The sequence below is a fragment of the Winogradskya consettensis genome, assembly GCF_018332715.1.
Taxonomy (GTDB): domain Bacteria; phylum Actinomycetota; class Actinomycetes; order Mycobacteriales; family Micromonosporaceae; genus Actinoplanes; species Actinoplanes consettensis.
In genome coordinates this window covers 140,486-155,666 of sequence record NZ_BOQP01000017.1, presented here as the reverse complement: position 1 = coordinate 155,666, position 15,181 = coordinate 140,486, and the positions used below count along the sequence as shown (strand labels likewise).

At 69.0% G+C, this 15,181-nt stretch carries 18 protein-coding genes; 9 read left to right on the top strand and 9 right to left on the bottom strand.

Annotated features, from left to right (window positions below; translation table 11 throughout):
• Positions 1-6 precede the first annotated feature (6 nt).
• From Aco04nite_RS17835 to Aco04nite_RS17825, 3 genes are read right to left on the bottom strand one after another with little or no spacing between them, the layout of a single operon-like run.
• Positions 7-801, bottom strand: a complete 795-nt coding sequence (locus Aco04nite_RS17835) for a carbohydrate ABC transporter permease (RefSeq protein ID WP_212998355.1) — start codon at positions 799-801, stop codon at positions 7-9.
• Complete coding sequence (locus Aco04nite_RS17830) at positions 798-1,619, bottom strand: carbohydrate ABC transporter permease (RefSeq protein ID WP_212998354.1); 822 nt, start codon at positions 1,617-1,619, stop codon at positions 798-800. The genes Aco04nite_RS17835 and Aco04nite_RS17830 overlap by 4 nt, the downstream gene beginning before the upstream one ends.
• Positions 1,619-2,944, bottom strand: coding sequence for an ABC transporter substrate-binding protein (locus Aco04nite_RS17825; protein WP_244876078.1), 1,326 nt, complete (start codon positions 2,942-2,944; stop codon positions 1,619-1,621). Before Aco04nite_RS17825 ends, Aco04nite_RS17830 begins: the two co-directional genes overlap by 1 nt.
• 127 nt (positions 2,945-3,071) lie before the next feature.
• On the opposite strand from Aco04nite_RS17825, the gene Aco04nite_RS49920 reads away from it, so the two are divergent.
• The gene (locus tag Aco04nite_RS49920) at positions 3,072-4,061 is read left to right on the top strand and encodes a methyl-accepting chemotaxis protein (RefSeq protein WP_308161640.1); all 990 of its coding nucleotides are present in this window, start codon (positions 3,072-3,074) and stop codon (positions 4,059-4,061) included.
• Here the strand turns inward: Aco04nite_RS49920 and Aco04nite_RS17815 are convergent.
• Positions 4,058-4,471 carry a phage holin family protein gene (locus Aco04nite_RS17815; protein WP_212998353.1) on the bottom strand — a complete coding sequence of 138 codons (414 nt, stop codon included), beginning with the start codon at positions 4,469-4,471 and terminating at the stop codon, positions 4,058-4,060. The genes Aco04nite_RS49920 and Aco04nite_RS17815 overlap by 4 nt on opposite strands.
• A gap of 103 nt (positions 4,472-4,574) precedes the next feature.
• Here Aco04nite_RS17815 and Aco04nite_RS17810 point away from each other — a divergent pair, with 103 nt between their 5' ends.
• Entirely contained in the window at positions 4,575-5,696 is a 1,122-nt protein-coding gene (locus Aco04nite_RS17810; protein ID WP_212998352.1) for a HEAT repeat domain-containing protein, read from the top strand.
• Here the strand turns inward: Aco04nite_RS17810 and Aco04nite_RS17805 are convergent.
• The 3 genes from Aco04nite_RS17805 to Aco04nite_RS17795 all read right to left on the bottom strand — a co-directional run bounded on the left by Aco04nite_RS17805 (position 5,683) and on the right by Aco04nite_RS17795 (position 7,092).
• Positions 5,683-6,036 (bottom strand): hypothetical protein, encoded by a 354-nt coding sequence (locus Aco04nite_RS17805; protein ID WP_212998351.1) that lies wholly within the window; start codon positions 6,034-6,036, stop codon positions 5,683-5,685. The genes Aco04nite_RS17810 and Aco04nite_RS17805 overlap by 14 nt on opposite strands.
• Before the next feature lie 19 nt (positions 6,037-6,055).
• The gene (locus tag Aco04nite_RS17800) at positions 6,056-6,508 is read right to left on the bottom strand and encodes a TetR/AcrR family transcriptional regulator (protein ID WP_212998350.1); all 453 of its coding nucleotides are present in this window, start codon (positions 6,506-6,508) and stop codon (positions 6,056-6,058) included.
• Positions 6,509-6,852: 344 nt separating this feature from the next.
• Entirely contained in the window at positions 6,853-7,092 is a 240-nt protein-coding gene (locus tag Aco04nite_RS17795; RefSeq protein ID WP_212998349.1) for a hypothetical protein, read from the bottom strand.
• Here Aco04nite_RS17795 and Aco04nite_RS17790 point away from each other — a divergent pair.
• Positions 7,063-7,920: a hypothetical protein gene (locus Aco04nite_RS17790; RefSeq protein WP_212998348.1), complete on the top strand. Its 858-nt coding sequence runs from the start codon at positions 7,063-7,065 to the stop codon at positions 7,918-7,920. The two genes, Aco04nite_RS17795 and Aco04nite_RS17790, sit on opposite strands and share 30 nt — an antisense overlap.
• A 200-nt stretch (positions 7,921-8,120) precedes the next feature.
• Here the strand turns inward: Aco04nite_RS17790 and Aco04nite_RS17785 are convergent, their stop codons facing one another.
• Positions 8,121-9,134, bottom strand: a complete 1,014-nt coding sequence (locus tag Aco04nite_RS17785; protein WP_212998347.1) for a LacI family DNA-binding transcriptional regulator — start codon at positions 9,132-9,134, stop codon at positions 8,121-8,123.
• A gap of 84 nt (positions 9,135-9,218) precedes the next feature.
• Between Aco04nite_RS17785 and Aco04nite_RS17780 the strand changes: the two genes are divergently transcribed.
• The 4 genes from Aco04nite_RS17780 to Aco04nite_RS17765 all read left to right on the top strand — a co-directional run bounded on the left by Aco04nite_RS17780 (position 9,219) and on the right by Aco04nite_RS17765 (position 12,756).
• Positions 9,219-10,373 carry a Gfo/Idh/MocA family protein gene (locus Aco04nite_RS17780; RefSeq protein ID WP_212998346.1) on the top strand — a complete coding sequence of 385 codons (1,155 nt, stop codon included), beginning with the start codon at positions 9,219-9,221 and terminating at the stop codon, positions 10,371-10,373.
• Positions 10,370-11,515, top strand: a complete 1,146-nt coding sequence (locus Aco04nite_RS17775; protein WP_212998345.1) for a DUF993 family protein — start codon at positions 10,370-10,372, stop codon at positions 11,513-11,515. The genes Aco04nite_RS17780 and Aco04nite_RS17775 overlap by 4 nt, the downstream gene beginning before the upstream one ends.
• Positions 11,512-12,315, top strand: coding sequence for a sugar phosphate isomerase/epimerase family protein (locus tag Aco04nite_RS17770; protein ID WP_212998344.1), 804 nt, complete (start codon positions 11,512-11,514; stop codon positions 12,313-12,315). Before Aco04nite_RS17775 ends, Aco04nite_RS17770 begins: the two co-directional genes overlap by 4 nt.
• A 114-nt stretch (positions 12,316-12,429) precedes the next feature.
• Positions 12,430-12,756 carry a hypothetical protein gene (locus tag Aco04nite_RS17765; RefSeq protein ID WP_212998343.1) on the top strand — a complete coding sequence of 109 codons (327 nt, stop codon included), beginning with the start codon at positions 12,430-12,432 and terminating at the stop codon, positions 12,754-12,756.
• Between the two features lie 124 nt (positions 12,757-12,880).
• Here Aco04nite_RS17765 and Aco04nite_RS17760 read toward each other — a convergent pair whose 3' ends face one another.
• The gene (locus Aco04nite_RS17760) at positions 12,881-13,687 is read right to left on the bottom strand and encodes an alpha/beta fold hydrolase (protein ID WP_212998342.1); all 807 of its coding nucleotides are present in this window, start codon (positions 13,685-13,687) and stop codon (positions 12,881-12,883) included.
• 52 nt (positions 13,688-13,739) lie between these two features.
• Here Aco04nite_RS17760 and Aco04nite_RS17755 point away from each other — a divergent pair, with 52 nt between their 5' ends.
• Together Aco04nite_RS17755 and Aco04nite_RS17750 are read left to right on the top strand one after the other, a co-directional pair.
• Positions 13,740-14,402: a TetR/AcrR family transcriptional regulator gene (locus tag Aco04nite_RS17755; RefSeq protein ID WP_212998341.1), complete on the top strand. Its 663-nt coding sequence runs from the start codon at positions 13,740-13,742 to the stop codon at positions 14,400-14,402.
• A gap of 56 nt (positions 14,403-14,458) precedes the next feature.
• On the top strand, positions 14,459-15,169 hold the full coding sequence (locus Aco04nite_RS17750; RefSeq protein WP_212998340.1) for a hypothetical protein: 711 nt from the start codon (positions 14,459-14,461) through the stop codon (positions 15,167-15,169).
• Positions 15,170-15,181 lie beyond the last annotated feature (12 nt).

The following is a 15,181-nucleotide window of genomic DNA, read 5'->3' as shown; positions in this document are numbered from 1 at the left end:
GACGTCCTATCTGAGGGTGGTTCCCCACATGTTGAGCAGGTAGCGGCGGGCCACCGCGATGAAGATCAGGGCCGGCACGACCAGGGCCAGGCCGCCGGCGAAGCGGAACGCGAGCGGTGAGTCGGCCAGGGTGGCGAGGACCTGGGCGGGCAGGGTGCGCCGGTTGAGGGTCAGGATGCTGGCGCCGAGGACCTCGTTCCAGCTCAGCACGAACGTGAACATCGCGGAGGCGGCGATGCCGGGGAGGGCCTGCGGGACGACGACGCGGACGAACGCCGCGAGCGGGGACGCACCGAAGATCATGGCGGCCTCCTCCTGCTCGCGGGAGACGCCCAGGAAGATCGCCGACGTGATCAGGATGGTGGTGGGCAGCGCGAGCGCGGTGTGCAGCAGGGTCACGCCGTACGTCGTGTCGTAGAGCCCGGTGTCGAGGAAGATCCGGGCCAGCGGGACGGAGAGGACCACGATCGGAAGGGCCCGGGTCAAGAGCAGGGCCAGTTGGTACGGGTCCCGCCCGCGAAACGCGTACCGTGCCATCGCATAGCCGGCCGGGAGGCCGATGAGCAGTGACAGCGCCACCGTGGACAGTCCGATGGTGAGCGAGTTGAGCAGGCCCCCGAGGATGCCGGTCGACTGCAGGAACGTCGACATCGTCTCGCCGGACAGCGACGTGGGCAGCAGCGACAACGGGAACTCGTTGAGCGACCGGCGGCTGGACAGCGCCGCCAGGGTGATCAGGTAGAGCGGGGCGCCCATGAACAGCGTGATGGCGACGCAGGCGAGCTGGACCTTGAGCTTCATGGGCGCATCAGCCTCAGATAGCCGACCGCCGCGACGATGGACAGCGCCAGCACGACCAGCGCGATGGCCGTGGCGACGTTCGGGTTCTGCAGCTGGTAGTACCACTGGTACGTCTCGCCGACCAGCAGCGGGAAGTTGCGCCCGGTCAGCGCCTGGGCGACCGCGAACGCCTCCAGGGCGAGGATGGTCCGCAGGATCAGCGCCACCTGCAGGCTGGGTCGCAGCTGGGGCAGGATGACGTGCCGCACCCGCTGCCAGTAGGTCGCCCCGAAGACCGAGGCCGCCTCGTCGTAGTCGCGGGGCACGCCCTGCAGCCCGGCGATGACGATCACGAAGACCAGCGAGGTGGCCCGCCACAGCTCGGCGACGACCACGGCGAGGAACATCGTCTGTGGATGCTCGAAGGACAGCCAGGAGTACGTGGGAATGCCGAGGCCGTCCAGCACCGAGTTGAGGTAGCCGCGGTCCGTGAAGATCGACAGCCAGACCAGCCCGGCCGCCAGGTCGCTGATCGCCAGCGGGACGACCCAGATGTAGAAGTGCAGGCCGGCGAACCTCGGGCGTTCCCGCATGAGCAGCGCCATCACGATGGCGAGGGCGAACTGCAGGGGGATCAGGACGACGATCAGCAGGGCGGTGTTGCGCAGGGCCTCCCAGAAGTACGGGTCGTCGGCCATGCGGCGGACGTACTGGGTCGTCGCGCCGTCGGGGCCGTGGAACGCCTGCGTGACCCCCGCGATCAGCGGCCACAGGAACAGTGCGGCCATGAAGACGATCGACGGGGCGATGAGCAGCAGTGCGGGACGGGTCTGCCGCATCAGGCCGCCCGGCAGTTCTCGCCCGCGGGGTCGGGCTGCCAGCAGGGGATCCTGAGCTCGTCGAGGATCTTGTTGAGCTCGGTGGCCTGCGCGTCGAGCACCTGCCGGACCGGTTTGCCGTCGAGGCAGATCTCCTTGAAGCAGTTCTTGAAGATCTGGCCGACCTCGCCGTCGCGGGCGCCGAGCCCGACCGGGGGCAGCGACAGGATCGCGTTCGGCGCCTCCCGCTGGGCCTTGATCGCGGCGGCGGCCAGGGCCACCGCACCGGGCAGGTCGGTGGGGATCGGGGCGTTGGTGACCGGGAAGAACGCGTTCTGCCGGAGCACGTCGAGCTGCACCTCGGGGGTGGTGAGCGCCTTGAGGACGTCCTTCGCCTTGTCGGTCTCGGGGGCGCCCTTCGGAATGCCGATCCCGGCGAGCACGAGCATGTAGCCGAGACCCTTGGGACCGCTCGGCGCCGGGACCATGATCCAGTCGTCGGGCTTGTCGGCGGGCGCGCCGACCAGCCGGGCCACGTGGTCGAAGCCGATCAGGACCTCGCCACGCTGCAGCGGCTCTTGCAGGTTGTCGTAGTTCGTCGAGCCGCGCGCGGTCTGGGCCCAGAGCTGTTTCATGTACTCCCACGCGGTCACCGCCTCGGCACTGCGGAACGTCGTGATCTGCCCGCCGGTGAAGCTCGGCAGCAGGAAGCCCTGGAAGAAGCGGTGATAGAGGCCCTTGACGCCGGCCGGGATGCCGAAGATCGGCTTGCCGCCGTTGGCCTTCGCGCCGGCGGTCGTCCAGGCGAGCAACTGGTCGTACGTCAGCTTCTGCACGTCGGCGCCGCTGGGCAGCCACTGCAGTGCCTTCTTGTTGACCGCGAGGACATAGCCGGCCTGCATCCACGGGATGTACTTGGTGGTCGTGCCGCCGAGCTTCGCCAGGTCGGTCAGCTCCTTGGCGAACCCGCGGTCGCCGAGCCCGGCCAGCACGTCGTCGAGGTCGATCAGCCGCTCGGCGTGCTGCGCCAGGTCGCCGTGCAGCGCGCCGACCATGCTGACCTGCACCTTGCCCGCGTCGACCTGGGTCTGCAGCGTGGAGGCGAAGACACCGGTCTCGACCTGGTTGAACGCCACCTTCTCGGCGGTGATCCGCTGCTGCAGGATCTTCTCGAAGCGCTGTTTCTCCTCGACCGGGCTGAACTGGTTGGACATCAGGGTCACGGACCCCTTGCCGCCGTCCGCGCCGCTGGTCGACACGCCTCCGCACGCGCCGAGCAGGGGAGCGGCCGCGACCCCGGCTCCGAGGGACAGCAGGGCACGGCGATTCAAACGAATATCGGTCATCACATCGACTCCCATCGTCAGATCCACAATGTAGGGGACCTCACAGGGAAGCGCGACACGGCGAAACCTTCAGAACGCCGCCGCGCTGCCGATCCGACGGGCCTGACGCTATCGCTGAGGAGTGACCGTGGTGTTTGGCAGGAAGCAGGAACAAGCCGTGGTGGCCGAGGACAGCTCGGCGCTCACCGCGGCGAAGGCCGAGATCGAGGTGCTGCGCCGCGAACTGGCCGAACAGCGCGAGGCGAGCGTCGGCGACTCGGAGCGGTTCACCCTGATGACCGAGGCGGCCGGTATCGGTCTCTGGGACATGAACGTGAACGCCGCGGACCCGGTGAACCCGAACAACGCGTTCCAGTGGTCGCAGGAGGTCCGCCGGATGCTCGGCTTCCGCGACGAGTCCGACTTCCCGAACATCCTCAGCAGCTGGGCGTCCCGGCTGCACCCCGACGACGCGCAGCGGGTGGTCGACGCGTTCCTCGGCCACCTCAACGACCGCACGGGCCGCACGCCTTACAACATCGAGTACCGCCTGCAACTCAAGACCGGCGAGTACCGCTGGTACGTCGCGACCGGCGCGACCAAGCGCGACAGCTCAGGCCGTCCGCTGCGGGTCGCCGGGGGCCTTCGCGACATCGACAACGAGAAACAGCTCCTGGAACGCAGCGAGCAGCAACTGCGCCAGCTCGCCGACTCGTCCACCCAGCTCGCCGGCGTCTCCACCGACCTCACCACCTCGGTCGACGCCGCGGTGGCCCGGGCGACGACCGCCGCTCAGACGATCGCCGCCCTCGACGCCAGCAGCGCGAAGATCGGCGAGGTGGTCAAGCTGATCACCGGCATCGCGTCCCAGACCAACCTGCTCGCCCTCAACGCCACGATCGAGGCCGCCCGCGCCGGCGAGTCCGGCCGTGGCTTCGCGGTCGTCGCGCACGAGGTCAAGGAGCTGGCCACGGAGACCGGCCGCGCCACGGAGAGCATCGCCGAACAGGTCGACGGCATCCGCGCCCAGACCAGCGACGCCGTCCGCAGCATCCAGGAGATCGAGGCGGCCATGCAGACCCTCGCCTCGACCCAGCGCGCCATCGACGACCTGGTAAGCGGTCACCAGACCGTCTAGTCCCGCTGGTGGTAACCCTGCTTGGCGGCACTCTTCACCGTGTCCACGTCACGCTTGGTGCTGTCCACCGCAGCCTGGGGCGCCGGCGGCACGGCGTGCTGCACCTGCTTCTTCCCGAGCAGGGCGGCAGTGCCGGCCGCTGCCAGGACCAGGACGGCAACCACCAGCGCAGCCAGCCAGGCCGGCCAGACCAGCGCGAGCGCCGCCCCGATGGTGAACAACAGGGCACTCACCCCGTAGAGGGCGAAAACCCCCGCGCCGCCGAGCAGTCCCGCGCCGGTTCCGGCTTTCTTCCCCTTTTCCACCATTTCGGTACGCGCGAGGGCGAGCTCTTCGCGTACGAGTGTGGAGACCTGCTCGCTCATCCGGCTGACAAGGTCCCCGGTCGAATCAGTCCGTGTGTCCGTCATCGTCCTGGACTACCCGCCCTGACCTGCGGTAATCCCCGCGGCACCCGGACGGGGGGTTAATGGCGTCGCGAGTGGGCGCCGTTGCGCCTACCGTCTGCCTGCGATGGCCCGCTACGAATCCTCGTCGACAACGCTCGGCGCCCTGCAGCGCGGACTCGGCCGCGGCGTCTTCGGCGACCCTTCGGCTCCTGTCGCCGTCCTCGGCGACCTTTCGGCTGCTGTCGCCGTCTTCCGGGACGACTACCGCTGGGACGGCGTCGACGAACGCGCCGTCTACCTGGCCCGACTCGTCCGCGACTTCGACCTGCCGGTGCCGTCCCTGATCCCCTTCGAGCAGAACCTGGGCGCCCTCTCCGTGCTGGGGCGGTGCGGCGTTCTTCCGGCGGTTGATGCCCTCCACGAGTACGTGTGCTCGGGCCCGCGGTGGGTCGAGGTGCTGGAGACCCTGGCGAGCGACTGGCCGGTCGAGATGTGGGACGACCTGCGGCCGGTCGCCCTGGCGCGGCTCACCCCCGGCGTCAAGCTGTGGGGTGAGCCCTGGAAATACTGGGGTCTGGCTGCCCCGCTGATCCGCCCGGTGCGCCGCCCGCTCGCGGACCGCACCACGGAAGAGCTGCTCACCCTGCTCAGCGACGACGCCGTCCGCGAGTTGAACCGCCGCGGGCCGCACCCCGCACTGCTGGACGTTGCCGACTCCCTGTCCCGGATGCCGTCCCGGTTGTCGTCGCTCTACCGCTCGCTGGAGTTGCTCGGTGCCCGGGCGGTTCCGTTTGCGCGGAGCTGGGTCGCGCAGCCGGATCACCCGTTGCGCGGCGGGGCTGTCGACGTGCTCGCGCGCCACGGCGACGAATCCGACTTGTCGATCATCGTCGCGGAGTGGGACCGGCTCGATGATCTCCCCGACTTCCGCTGCGGCTACGACACGCTGGCTGCTGGTGTCGCGCGGATCGGTGCTCGGGCGGCAGTGCCCCGGCTGCGGAAACTCTGGTACAGCCCGCATTCGTACGAGCGGGCTGCGTACCTGCGGGCCTTGAACGTTCTTGATCCTGTGGTCGCCGGGCCGTTCCTCGCCGAGGGATTGTGGGACTGCGAGAGTTCAGTGCGCTTGCTAGCGGTCGAGCACGCCACGGCCTCGCAGCTCGGCCGGCTCGCGTCCCTGCGCGACGACCCGATGGAGACGGCCTCGGTGCGGGCCGCGGCTGCCTCCCGAATCAGTTCCGTTTAGCGTTCTCGATCAGCTCCGCGGTGGCCCGCGGGTCGTCCACCTCGATGACGAGTCGTGCGTATCGCTCGTCTGCCAGCTCGATGACCAGGGCCTTCGCCGGATTCTTGACGTCCCAGAAAACCCGTTCACCCTCATTCCGGAACGAGCCCGCAACGATCACACCGGGAACGTACGTGCCGGCGGTGCGCACGCCCTTCCACTCGTGGGCGATGCTCGGGTCGGGCGTGGCGCCGCGAACGTTCGCCAGGGGGATGGTCAGGCTGCTCTTGAGCGCCCAGAGCTTGTCCAGACCCTCCACATTCACCACAAGGTCATCGGCGATGATGTCGATCGTTGCCATGTCGGTCTCCTCAAGCTTCTCAAGGGGTGAGCGGTCGGTCTGCCCGGGACCGGATCAACAGGCCCAGGGCGAGCGCGGTGGCCTGTTCGTCTTTCTGAAACGCCTGGTCGAGCACGTCGAGCGCCCGGCTGACCTCGGCGGCGACCTCATCGTCCGCAGCGGCCCGCTCGGTCGCGGCCAGCAGCAGGAACCCGAGACCCGCGCCGCCGGCCAGGGCACGCTCGACTGCCTGGCCGGGTGGTGCCGCGCTGATCTCACCGGCCACCCGGGTGACATCGCCGTCGATGTGGTGCCGCAGGGCCGACAGGTAGAGCCCCCGCTTACTGCCGAACGTCTTGTAGAGGCTGCCGCGATGCACCCCGGTGCAGGTGACGAGGTCGTCCACTGAGGTGCCGTCGAAACTGCGCCCGGCAAACAACTCCGCGGCAGCGGCAACCGCCTGCCCCTCATCGAACGTTCGTGGCCGTCCCATGCCCCAACGGTATAGGAACGAACGTTCTTAAACCAGCCCTGTCTCGTCCTCGTTGCGGGCCTTGCGGGTCCCGCGGCGGTGTCTGCATGGATCGGCCGGGTGCTTTTCGACGGGGGTGCCGACGGCGGCGAGGTTGGTTGCCCACGCCGTCATGCCAATCAGGGCTTACCCAGCAAATCGGGTGCGGTGCCCGCTCGGCGTGGTCGAGGTATTGACGGGACGTGTGGTCCACATTGGTTTGATCATCAGATTCGGCGGCAGCTGGCTCTCCTATTGAATGCCGCGATCTGACCAACGGGGAAAAATGAACTATTTACTATTTCCGGGTTGTACTGCCGGAATAGTCAATCGCGTAGGTGTGGCGGCAGCGCGGCCGGTGCTATCGCGTCGATGACGTCGGGATCCGGTAGCACCCGGATGCGCCCGCCCATGTTCGCGACCAGCCACTCCTCGAACTCCTGGTCGTCCTGGCTCAGTCGTACGTCCAGCGTGTCACTGTCCTCGTCGAGGTTCGCGGAGATGACGGTCGTGGACCCGCGATCCCGGGATTCCCAATGGCTGTCGAGTACCTCCTCGCGCAGCAACTCCCATTTTTGCCGCCGTATCCTGCGCTCTGCCTTTGTGCCTTTTCCCTTGTGACTGTGCCCGGTCATTTTTATTCACCTTCTCCGGCAGGGCTGTCGGCTGCCCTGTTTGAGCATCCCGTCGAGGGGGCAGGGGGCGTGTCCCTGTCGTCGACCGGCGACTCCATCGTCCTTCCGTGGAAGGGTGCTCCGCCGGCCGAGGTGGCCCAACTGGTCGCTGAGCAGCCGGTTCCCGTCAGCATGCTGGACGTCAAGTACTCGGCCGCAGAGCTGCTCACGATGGCCAAGCAGGTAGCCGACGCCAACCCGGACACGGTCGCCTCCGTCGGGCCGAACGCAATGTACGACGGCCTCGAGATCGAGACGGCGTCCAAGGTCATCGGCCCCGGGTTTGCTGAGGGTCCGGCGGCTGACCCAGGAGATCTTCCTCCGATCGTGTCGCCTGTGCCCTTCCAGGTCATCGGCAGCGCGGACGTCGTGCCCACTCAGCGGGACAAGGACGCGTCACCGTTCTGGGGGGCGAACTTGGTCAAGAACGGCACGTCGGCCTGTTCCGGCGGAGTCAGCGTCAAGGTCGGCGGGGTGAGTGGGATGACAACGGCATGGCACTGCGGCATCGGCACCTGGAAGTCGCACGGCAACAACAAGGTGCTCGGCACCGTGAGCAAGCGCAACAAGACGCACGTCAGGCGAGCTCCGGCGGTGTCCAGGTCGGCATCGCGCATACCGGCGATTCCGGCGCACCGGCCTTCACCTACGTGGGCGCGGCGCCCGCAATTCGTCGAGCGACCGTCAAGGGCTTCATCGCCGGTGGCGACCAGTCGATGATGACCTGCAAATGCAAGGGCAACCCGGCCTATGTGCCGACTGTCGAGGGCTGCTATGCCCGCTTGTTCGCGGTGAATTCCACGGACGCTCTCGCCTCGCTGGGTGCGACCATCCAGGCAGGCTGAGCAGCACACCCGTCCGCGCGTTGCGAAGCTTTCGCCCTGGCCGTGGAGATAGCCGGCTGTGGTCTTGGCGGGTTGCTATTGCAGCGGAGCGGTGCTTCCGCGGAGGACGAGGTGGGCGGCGACGTGTTCGACCTGGGGGTCGCCGCCTTCTTCGCGCAGAGCCAGGGACATGGCGCGGGCGCCGATTTCCTCCAGGGGGAGGCGGACCGTGCTCAGGGGTGGGGTGACGTCGACGGAGATCGGCATGTCGTCGAAGCCGATCAGGCTGATCTGGGACGGCACCTCGAGGCCTCGTTCGCGGAGGAGGGCCAGGGCGCCCACGGCCATGGAGTCGTTGAGGGCGGCGATGGCCGTCAGGCCTGGGTTGCGGTCGAGCAGAAGCGCCGCCGCCGCATAGCCTCCGTTGCGGTCGAAGCCTGCGTATTCGATCTGGTCGGTGGTCAGGGTTTGGCCGTGATCGTGGGCGGCGCGGTGGAGGCCGGTGAGGCGGTCGGCGGTGGTGGTGAGGTGGGCCGGGCCGGCGATGACGCCGATTGCCGTGTGGCCGAGGCGGTAGAGGGCGTCGCCGGCCAGCCAGCCGCCGTGCTCGTTCTCCGGGACGATCGCGTCCCCGGCGTGTTCGTGGCGGCCTATGACCGCGACGCGGCCGCCGGTGGCTTCGAACAAGCGCAGCTTGTGGTCCAGGCGGGCGGTGGTGGCCGGGTCGATGTAGCCCGAGCCGGTCAGGACGACCGCGGCCGTGCGGTGGGCGTGCAGGAGGTCCACATAGGCGAGCTCTCGCTCGGGGTCGCGGTAGCTGTTGCAGATGATGACCAGGCGGCCGTTTTCCGTGGCGACGCGTTGCAGGCCGCGGGTGATTTCGGCGAAGTAGGGGTCGGAGACGTCGTGGACGATGACGCCTACCGCGGAGCGGTCCGCGCGGGCGAGTTGCTGGGCGTTGGCGTTGGGGACGTAGTCGAGCTCGGCGACCGCGGCGAGGACCCGCTCGCGGAGCGCGTCGGCCACGGGCTTCGGGCTGTTGTTGATGATGCGCGAGACGGTGGCGGTGGAGACGCCCGCCCGCCGCGCGACGTCCGCCAGAGTCGCCACCAGCACAGACTATCGGACCCCTTGAGGTTAGCGCTTACCTGTCGGTAGCCTGCCAGGAAAGCGCTTACCTAAGGGGACGACTCAATGACTGCTCGGATACCTGTCGGGATCGTGCTGAACGGTGTCACCGGCCGGATGGGGTATCGCCAGCATCTGGTCCGTTCCCTGCTCGCGATCCGCGAGGCCGGCGGCGTGGCGCTCAAGGACGGCACCTACCTCTGGCCCGAGCCGGTGCTCGTCGGCCGCAGCGAAGCCAAGCTGCGCGACGTCGCCGAGCGCCACGGCCTCACCGAGTGGACCACCGACCTCGGCGCCGCCCTGGCCCGCCCGGACGTCAGCATCTACTTCGATGCGCAGGTGACCAGCGAGCGGGAGAAGGCGATCGGGCTCGCGATCGAGGCCGGCAAGCACATCTACACCGAGAAACCGCTGGCCACGACGCTGCACGGGGCGATCGAGCTCGCGCGTGCCGCGGATGCCGCCGGGCTTCGCCACGGCGTCGTGCAGGACAAACTGTTCCTGCCGGGGCTGCGGAAATTGAAGCGCCTGGTGGACGGCGGCTTCTTCGGGCAGATTCTCTCCGTACGCGGTGAGTTCGGCTACTGGGTCTTCGAGGGTGACTGGCAGTCCGCGCAACGCCCCAGCTGGAACTACCGGGCGGCGGACGGCGGCGGGATCGTCGTCGACATGTTCCCGCACTGGCACTACGTCCTCGAACAGATCTTCGCCCCGGTCACCGCCGTGACGGCCCACGTGACCACCCACATCCCGCGCCGCTGGGACGAGCAGGGCGAGCCGTACGAGGCGACCGCCGACGACGCCGCGTACGCCATCTTCGAACTGGAGGGTGGCGTCGTCGCCCAGATCAACTCCTCGTGGGCGGTCCGCGTCAACCGCGACGAGCTGGTGGAATTCCAGGTCGACGGCACGCACGGCAGCGCGGTCGCGGGTCTGCGCGGCTGCCGGATCCAGCCGCGCGCCGCCACCCCGAAACCGGTCTGGAACCCCGACCTGCCCGTGAGCCACTCGTTCCGCGAGCAGTGGCAGGAGGTCCCGGACAACGAGGAGTACGACAACGGTTTCAAGGCGCAATGGGAGATGTTCCTGCGTCACGTCGCGGAGGACGCGCCGTACACGTGGGATCTCTGGGCCGGTGCTCGTGGCGTGCAGATGGCCGAGCTGGGTCTGCAGTCCGCCCGCGAGGGCCGCCGCGTGGAGATGACGGAGCTCGACCGATGACCGTCCAGCTGCCCGACGGCCCGCTCACCCTCTCCGGTGCGGGCGCGCAATGGGCAGAACCAGGAGAACAGTTCACCACCAGGATTGCGTACGCCGCAGCGCACGTAGTCGCGGACCCGCATGCCGAGAACGTCCCCGGCGCCCCCGCGGCCCCGGACTGGGACGCGACCCTGGCGTTCCGCCGGCACCTCTGGTCGTACGGCTTCGGCGTGGCCGAGGCGATGGACACCGCCCAGCGCGGCATGGGCCTGGACTACCCGACCGCCCGCGAACTCATCCACCGCTCGGCGCGCGAGGCCCGCGCGGTGGGCGGCGCGATCTGCGCGGGCGTCGCCACGGATCAGCTCCCCCCGGGCCCGGCCACCACGGACGAGATCCACAAGGCGTACGCCGAGCAGCTCCTCGACGTGCAGGAGGCCGGCGCCGTCCCGGTGCTCATGTGCAGCCGCCACCTGGCCGCCACCGCGACGTCGGCCGGAACGTACCTGGACGTCTACGGCCGGCTCCTGCAGGAGACGAGCACCCCGGTGATCCTGCACTGGCTCGGCCCGGCGTTCGACCCGCTGCTCGCCGGCTACTGGGGCGGCACCGACCCGTCCCACGCGGCGGACACCGTCCTCGACCTGATCGCCGCGCACCCCGGCCGGGTCGGCGGGATCAAGCTGTCCCTGCTCGACGAGGCGTTCGAGGTCGCCCTGCGGCGCAAGCTGCCTGCCGGGGTGCGCCTCTACACCGGGGACGACTTCAACTATCCGGCTCTGATCCGGGGCGACGACCAGGGCCACTCCGACGCCCTGCTCGGTGTGCTGGCGGCCATCGCCCCACCGGCTGCGGCGGCGTTGCGCGCTTTGGATTCGGGTGCGCTCACGGCGTACACGCAGATTCTGGATCCGACCGTGAGGTTGGCGCGTCACCTGTTCGCGGCACCGACCTGGTTCTACAAGACCGGGATCGCTTTCCTGGCTTGGCTTTCCGGGCATCAGGACCACTTCACGATGGTCGCGGGGGCGCAGAGCGGGCGGTCACCGCTGCATCTCGCCGCACTGGCACGGCTGGCGGACGAGGCCGGGCTGTTGCCTGATGTTCCGCTTGCCTCGGCGCGGCTGCGGGCGTGGGCGATCACCGTGGGGGTGGCGCAGTGAAACGGTTCTCGCTCAACCAGGCGACCACGCGAGGGTGGCCGCTGCCCGAGCTGGCCGCGGGATGCGTCGCCGCGGGGGTGACCCAGGTCGGGCTGTGGCGTGAGGAGGTGCAGGAGTTCGGGGTCTCCGCGACCGCCGAGCTCATGCGTTCGTCGGGGCTGTCGGTGACGACGCTGTGCCGGGGCGGCTTCTTCGACCGCCCGGACTGGCTCTCGTCCAACGTCACCGCCATCGAGGAAGCGGCTACGCTGGGAGCGCCGGTTCTGGTGCTCGTGTCGGGCGGGCTGCCTTCGGGGAGCCGCGACGTCGATGCGGCCCGCGCGCACATCGGCGAATCGCTCGGGACGCTGGTTCCGTATGCGCTCGACGCCGGCGTGCAGCTCGCCATCGAGCCGTTGCATCCGATGTTCTGCTCGGACCGGTGCGTGGTGTCGACACTCGGCCAGGCACTCGACCTCGCCGAGCCCTATCCGGCGGCGGCTGTCGGGGTCGCGGTGGACACCTATCACCTGTGGTGGGACGACACGGTGTGGTCGCAGATCGCGCGGGCGGGGGCCGCCGGGCGGATCGCCTGCTTCCAGGTCGCGGATTGGATCACGCCGCTGCCGGCCGGGGTGCTGCTCGGCCGCGGTCTGCCGGGAAGGGGGTGCATCGAGCTGCGCCGCTTCCGGGAGGCGGTGGACGCCACCGGCTTCACCGGGCCGATCGAGGTCGAGGTCTTCAACGAGGAAGTCTGGGCCCGGCCTGGCTTGGAGATCCTCGCGGACACCATCGAGGGCTATCGGCGGTTTGTGGAATGATCGGTGGCATGTTCTTGCGTAGAAGGGGTCGTGCCGCGTAGCCGACCTGGATCACTACGACGGCGGTTGCCCGGCGGGGACGGCCCGTGGATAGCTTACCGCGACGTTCCCGGGTTGTCGGGTCGCGCCAACGCCGCCGTCCGTGCCGTGGAGGGGCGGCGGTGGTTGCCGGGCGTGGTCGCCGCTGCCGTCGGGGTGTGGAGCTGGCACGTGCACGGCAGCCGGCGTCGGCTGCGCCCGTGGGAAGCGGAGCACACCTGCGTCTGCTGCGGTGTGGACCAGGCACGCAATTGCCTTTCCGAGGCGATCGCGACGTTGCCCGCCCACGCCGCACGAGAACTCCGAACCCTCGTCGACCGCCTCGACGAGGTCCTGCTGCAGCGCACCCACCACGATCCGCAAACGCCCGTCGAAGATCCGTGGTGGCAGCGCCGGTTTTAGTCCCGGACGCGGCTCGTGATGAAGGCTCCGCCGAGGTGCTCGTCCAGCCAATGGGAGAGCACCAGGGCCTGATCTCTGCTGAAGGTGACATCGACGCGTTCATCCGGCATCCGGACATGATCCGTCATGTGCTGAGGAAGTCCAGGAAGGGTTGCATGAAGGGCTTGCGGGCGATGTTGGCCGAGTTGTGGGTGCCGCCGGGGATGGTGATCGAGCGGGCGTGGGGGATCTCGGCGGCTACGGCGTGGCAGTCCTGGGCGAAGTGGGCTGGGCTGCGGGTTCCGGCGGCCAGGAGGACTTCGGCGGTGATGGGTGCGTAGTCCGATGGGGGGCCTGCGTGGGCGGCTAGCTCGTTGAGTTCGCGGGGGATTGTGGGCATCACTTCGGCGAAGCGGTGGCCCAGGGGCGTACTCAGGAAGGCTTTTGCCATGAGGGTGTGCCAGGAGAGGGGCATCTTGGACGCTGCGGCGTGCGGGTTGGCGATGCGGAACATCGTGGCGATCGCCAGGGGGTAGTTGCCGATCGTCACCGCGGTTTCGAGGGCGTTCAGTTGTGCTGGGGGCAGGCGTCCGGGTGTGGGGATGGCCGGGTCGTAGACGGCGATCTTGCGCAGGGGGAGGGTGAGGGCTGCGCGCAGGGCCACGAAGCCGCCGCCGCTGTGGCCGAAGATGTCGCGGGCGCCGGTGTGGCGCAGGACGGCGGCCAGGTCGGCGATGTCCGTGGCGATGCTGTACGTCTCGTCCATCGGGGCGGCGCCGGGGCGGCCGCGGCGGTTGTACAGGTGGACGGTGAAGTGCTGGGCGAAGGCGCGGGCCGGGCGGGCGTACTCGCGGAAGCCGACGCCTCCGCCGTGCAGGAGGACCAGGCCGGGGCCGTTGCCCTGCGAATGCACCGTGATCTCGGCGCCGGTATCGGTTTCGATCGTCGGCATCATGCCACCCCCAATAAATAGCGAACGGTGTTTGCAGTTTAAGCTTGATCGTATGGCGGGCACAAGGGAGCCGATCTGGGCGCGGCCGGAGCGGGGTGCGCGCGGGCCGCAGCCCGAGCACTCCCGCGCGTCCATCGCCGCCGCCGCCGTGGTCCTGGCCGACTCCGGTGGGTTGGGTGCCGTCACCATGCGATCGGTGGCCTCGGCGCTGGGCACGAGCGCCGGATCGCTCTACCGCTACCTGGGGTCCCGGGAGGACCTCCTCGACCTGATGGTCGACGCGGCGATCGGGGAGCTACCGAGGGGAGACCCGCCCGCCGGGGATTGGCTCGAGGATTTCATCGCGGTCGCGCGGGAGCTGCTCGTGCTCTACCAGCGGCATCCGTGGCTGCCGGAGACCATCCGGCCGGGGACCTCGTTCGGGCCGCGCACGATGGATTTCTTCGAGCGGTGCCTCGTGGTTCTGAAACCCGTGCCGGACAGTACGACCAGGAAGCTCGAGGCGATCGGCATGACCGTCGGGGTGGTGGCGCAGTTCGCCGCCTCCACGGGCGCCCCGGTGCCGCCGGAGATGCTCTTCGTCGCCGTCACACCGGAGGCGCATCCGACCCTGCACGCGGCGTTGCTCGTCACGTCGCCGCCGCCACCGGAGCCGGATCTCTTCGGCAAGACGTTGCGCATTCTGCTGACCGGGCTGTTACGTCAGGTGTCGTAGGGCGACGCCGTCACGACGGGGACTACATCCGGGCGCGGGAACGGCAGATTGGTGGGGTGAGCAGACGCATTCCGTACGCCATAGCCGCGGTTCTCGTCGTCAGCGGTCTTGTCCATCTGACCATTCTGCTGGCGACGCACGGGTCGTGGTCGGGGCCGGTGTCCTGGCGTAAACCGATGACGTTCGGGCTGTCGTTCGGCGTCACGCTGGCGACCATCACCTGGGTGATCTCGTTCCTCCGTCTCGGAACCCGGCTGCGAATGTGGCTGGTGGTGGTCTTCTCGGCCGCATGTGTGCTGGAGGTCGCGCTGATCACGGTGCAGGCGTGGCGGCGTACCCCCTCGCATTTCAATTTCTCCAGCACTTTCGACACGATCGTCGCGCGTTCGCTGGCGGTTGGCGGGGTGACGTTGATCGTGGGGATCGCGATCCTGACCGTGGTGGCTTTCCGGCTCCCGCCCGAGGACCCCGCTCTGCGGCTGGCGGTGCGGGCGGGGTTCGTCATTCTCGACGTGGCGATCGTCAGCGGGGCGGTCATGCTCGTCATCGGGCTGCGCCGGGTTCTCGGCGGCGACCAGCAGGGCGCCTACGCCACCGCGGACAGCCTGAAGCTGCTGCACGGCGCGACGATGCACGCGATTCTCGTCCTGCCCGTTCTGGCCCGCGTCCTCGACCGGGCCGGCTGGTCGGATGAGCGCCAGGTTCGTGCGGTGCGAGCAGCGATTGTTGTGTACGCCGCCGCGGCGTCAACGGCGTTGCTCGTCTGATCAGCCGGGCAT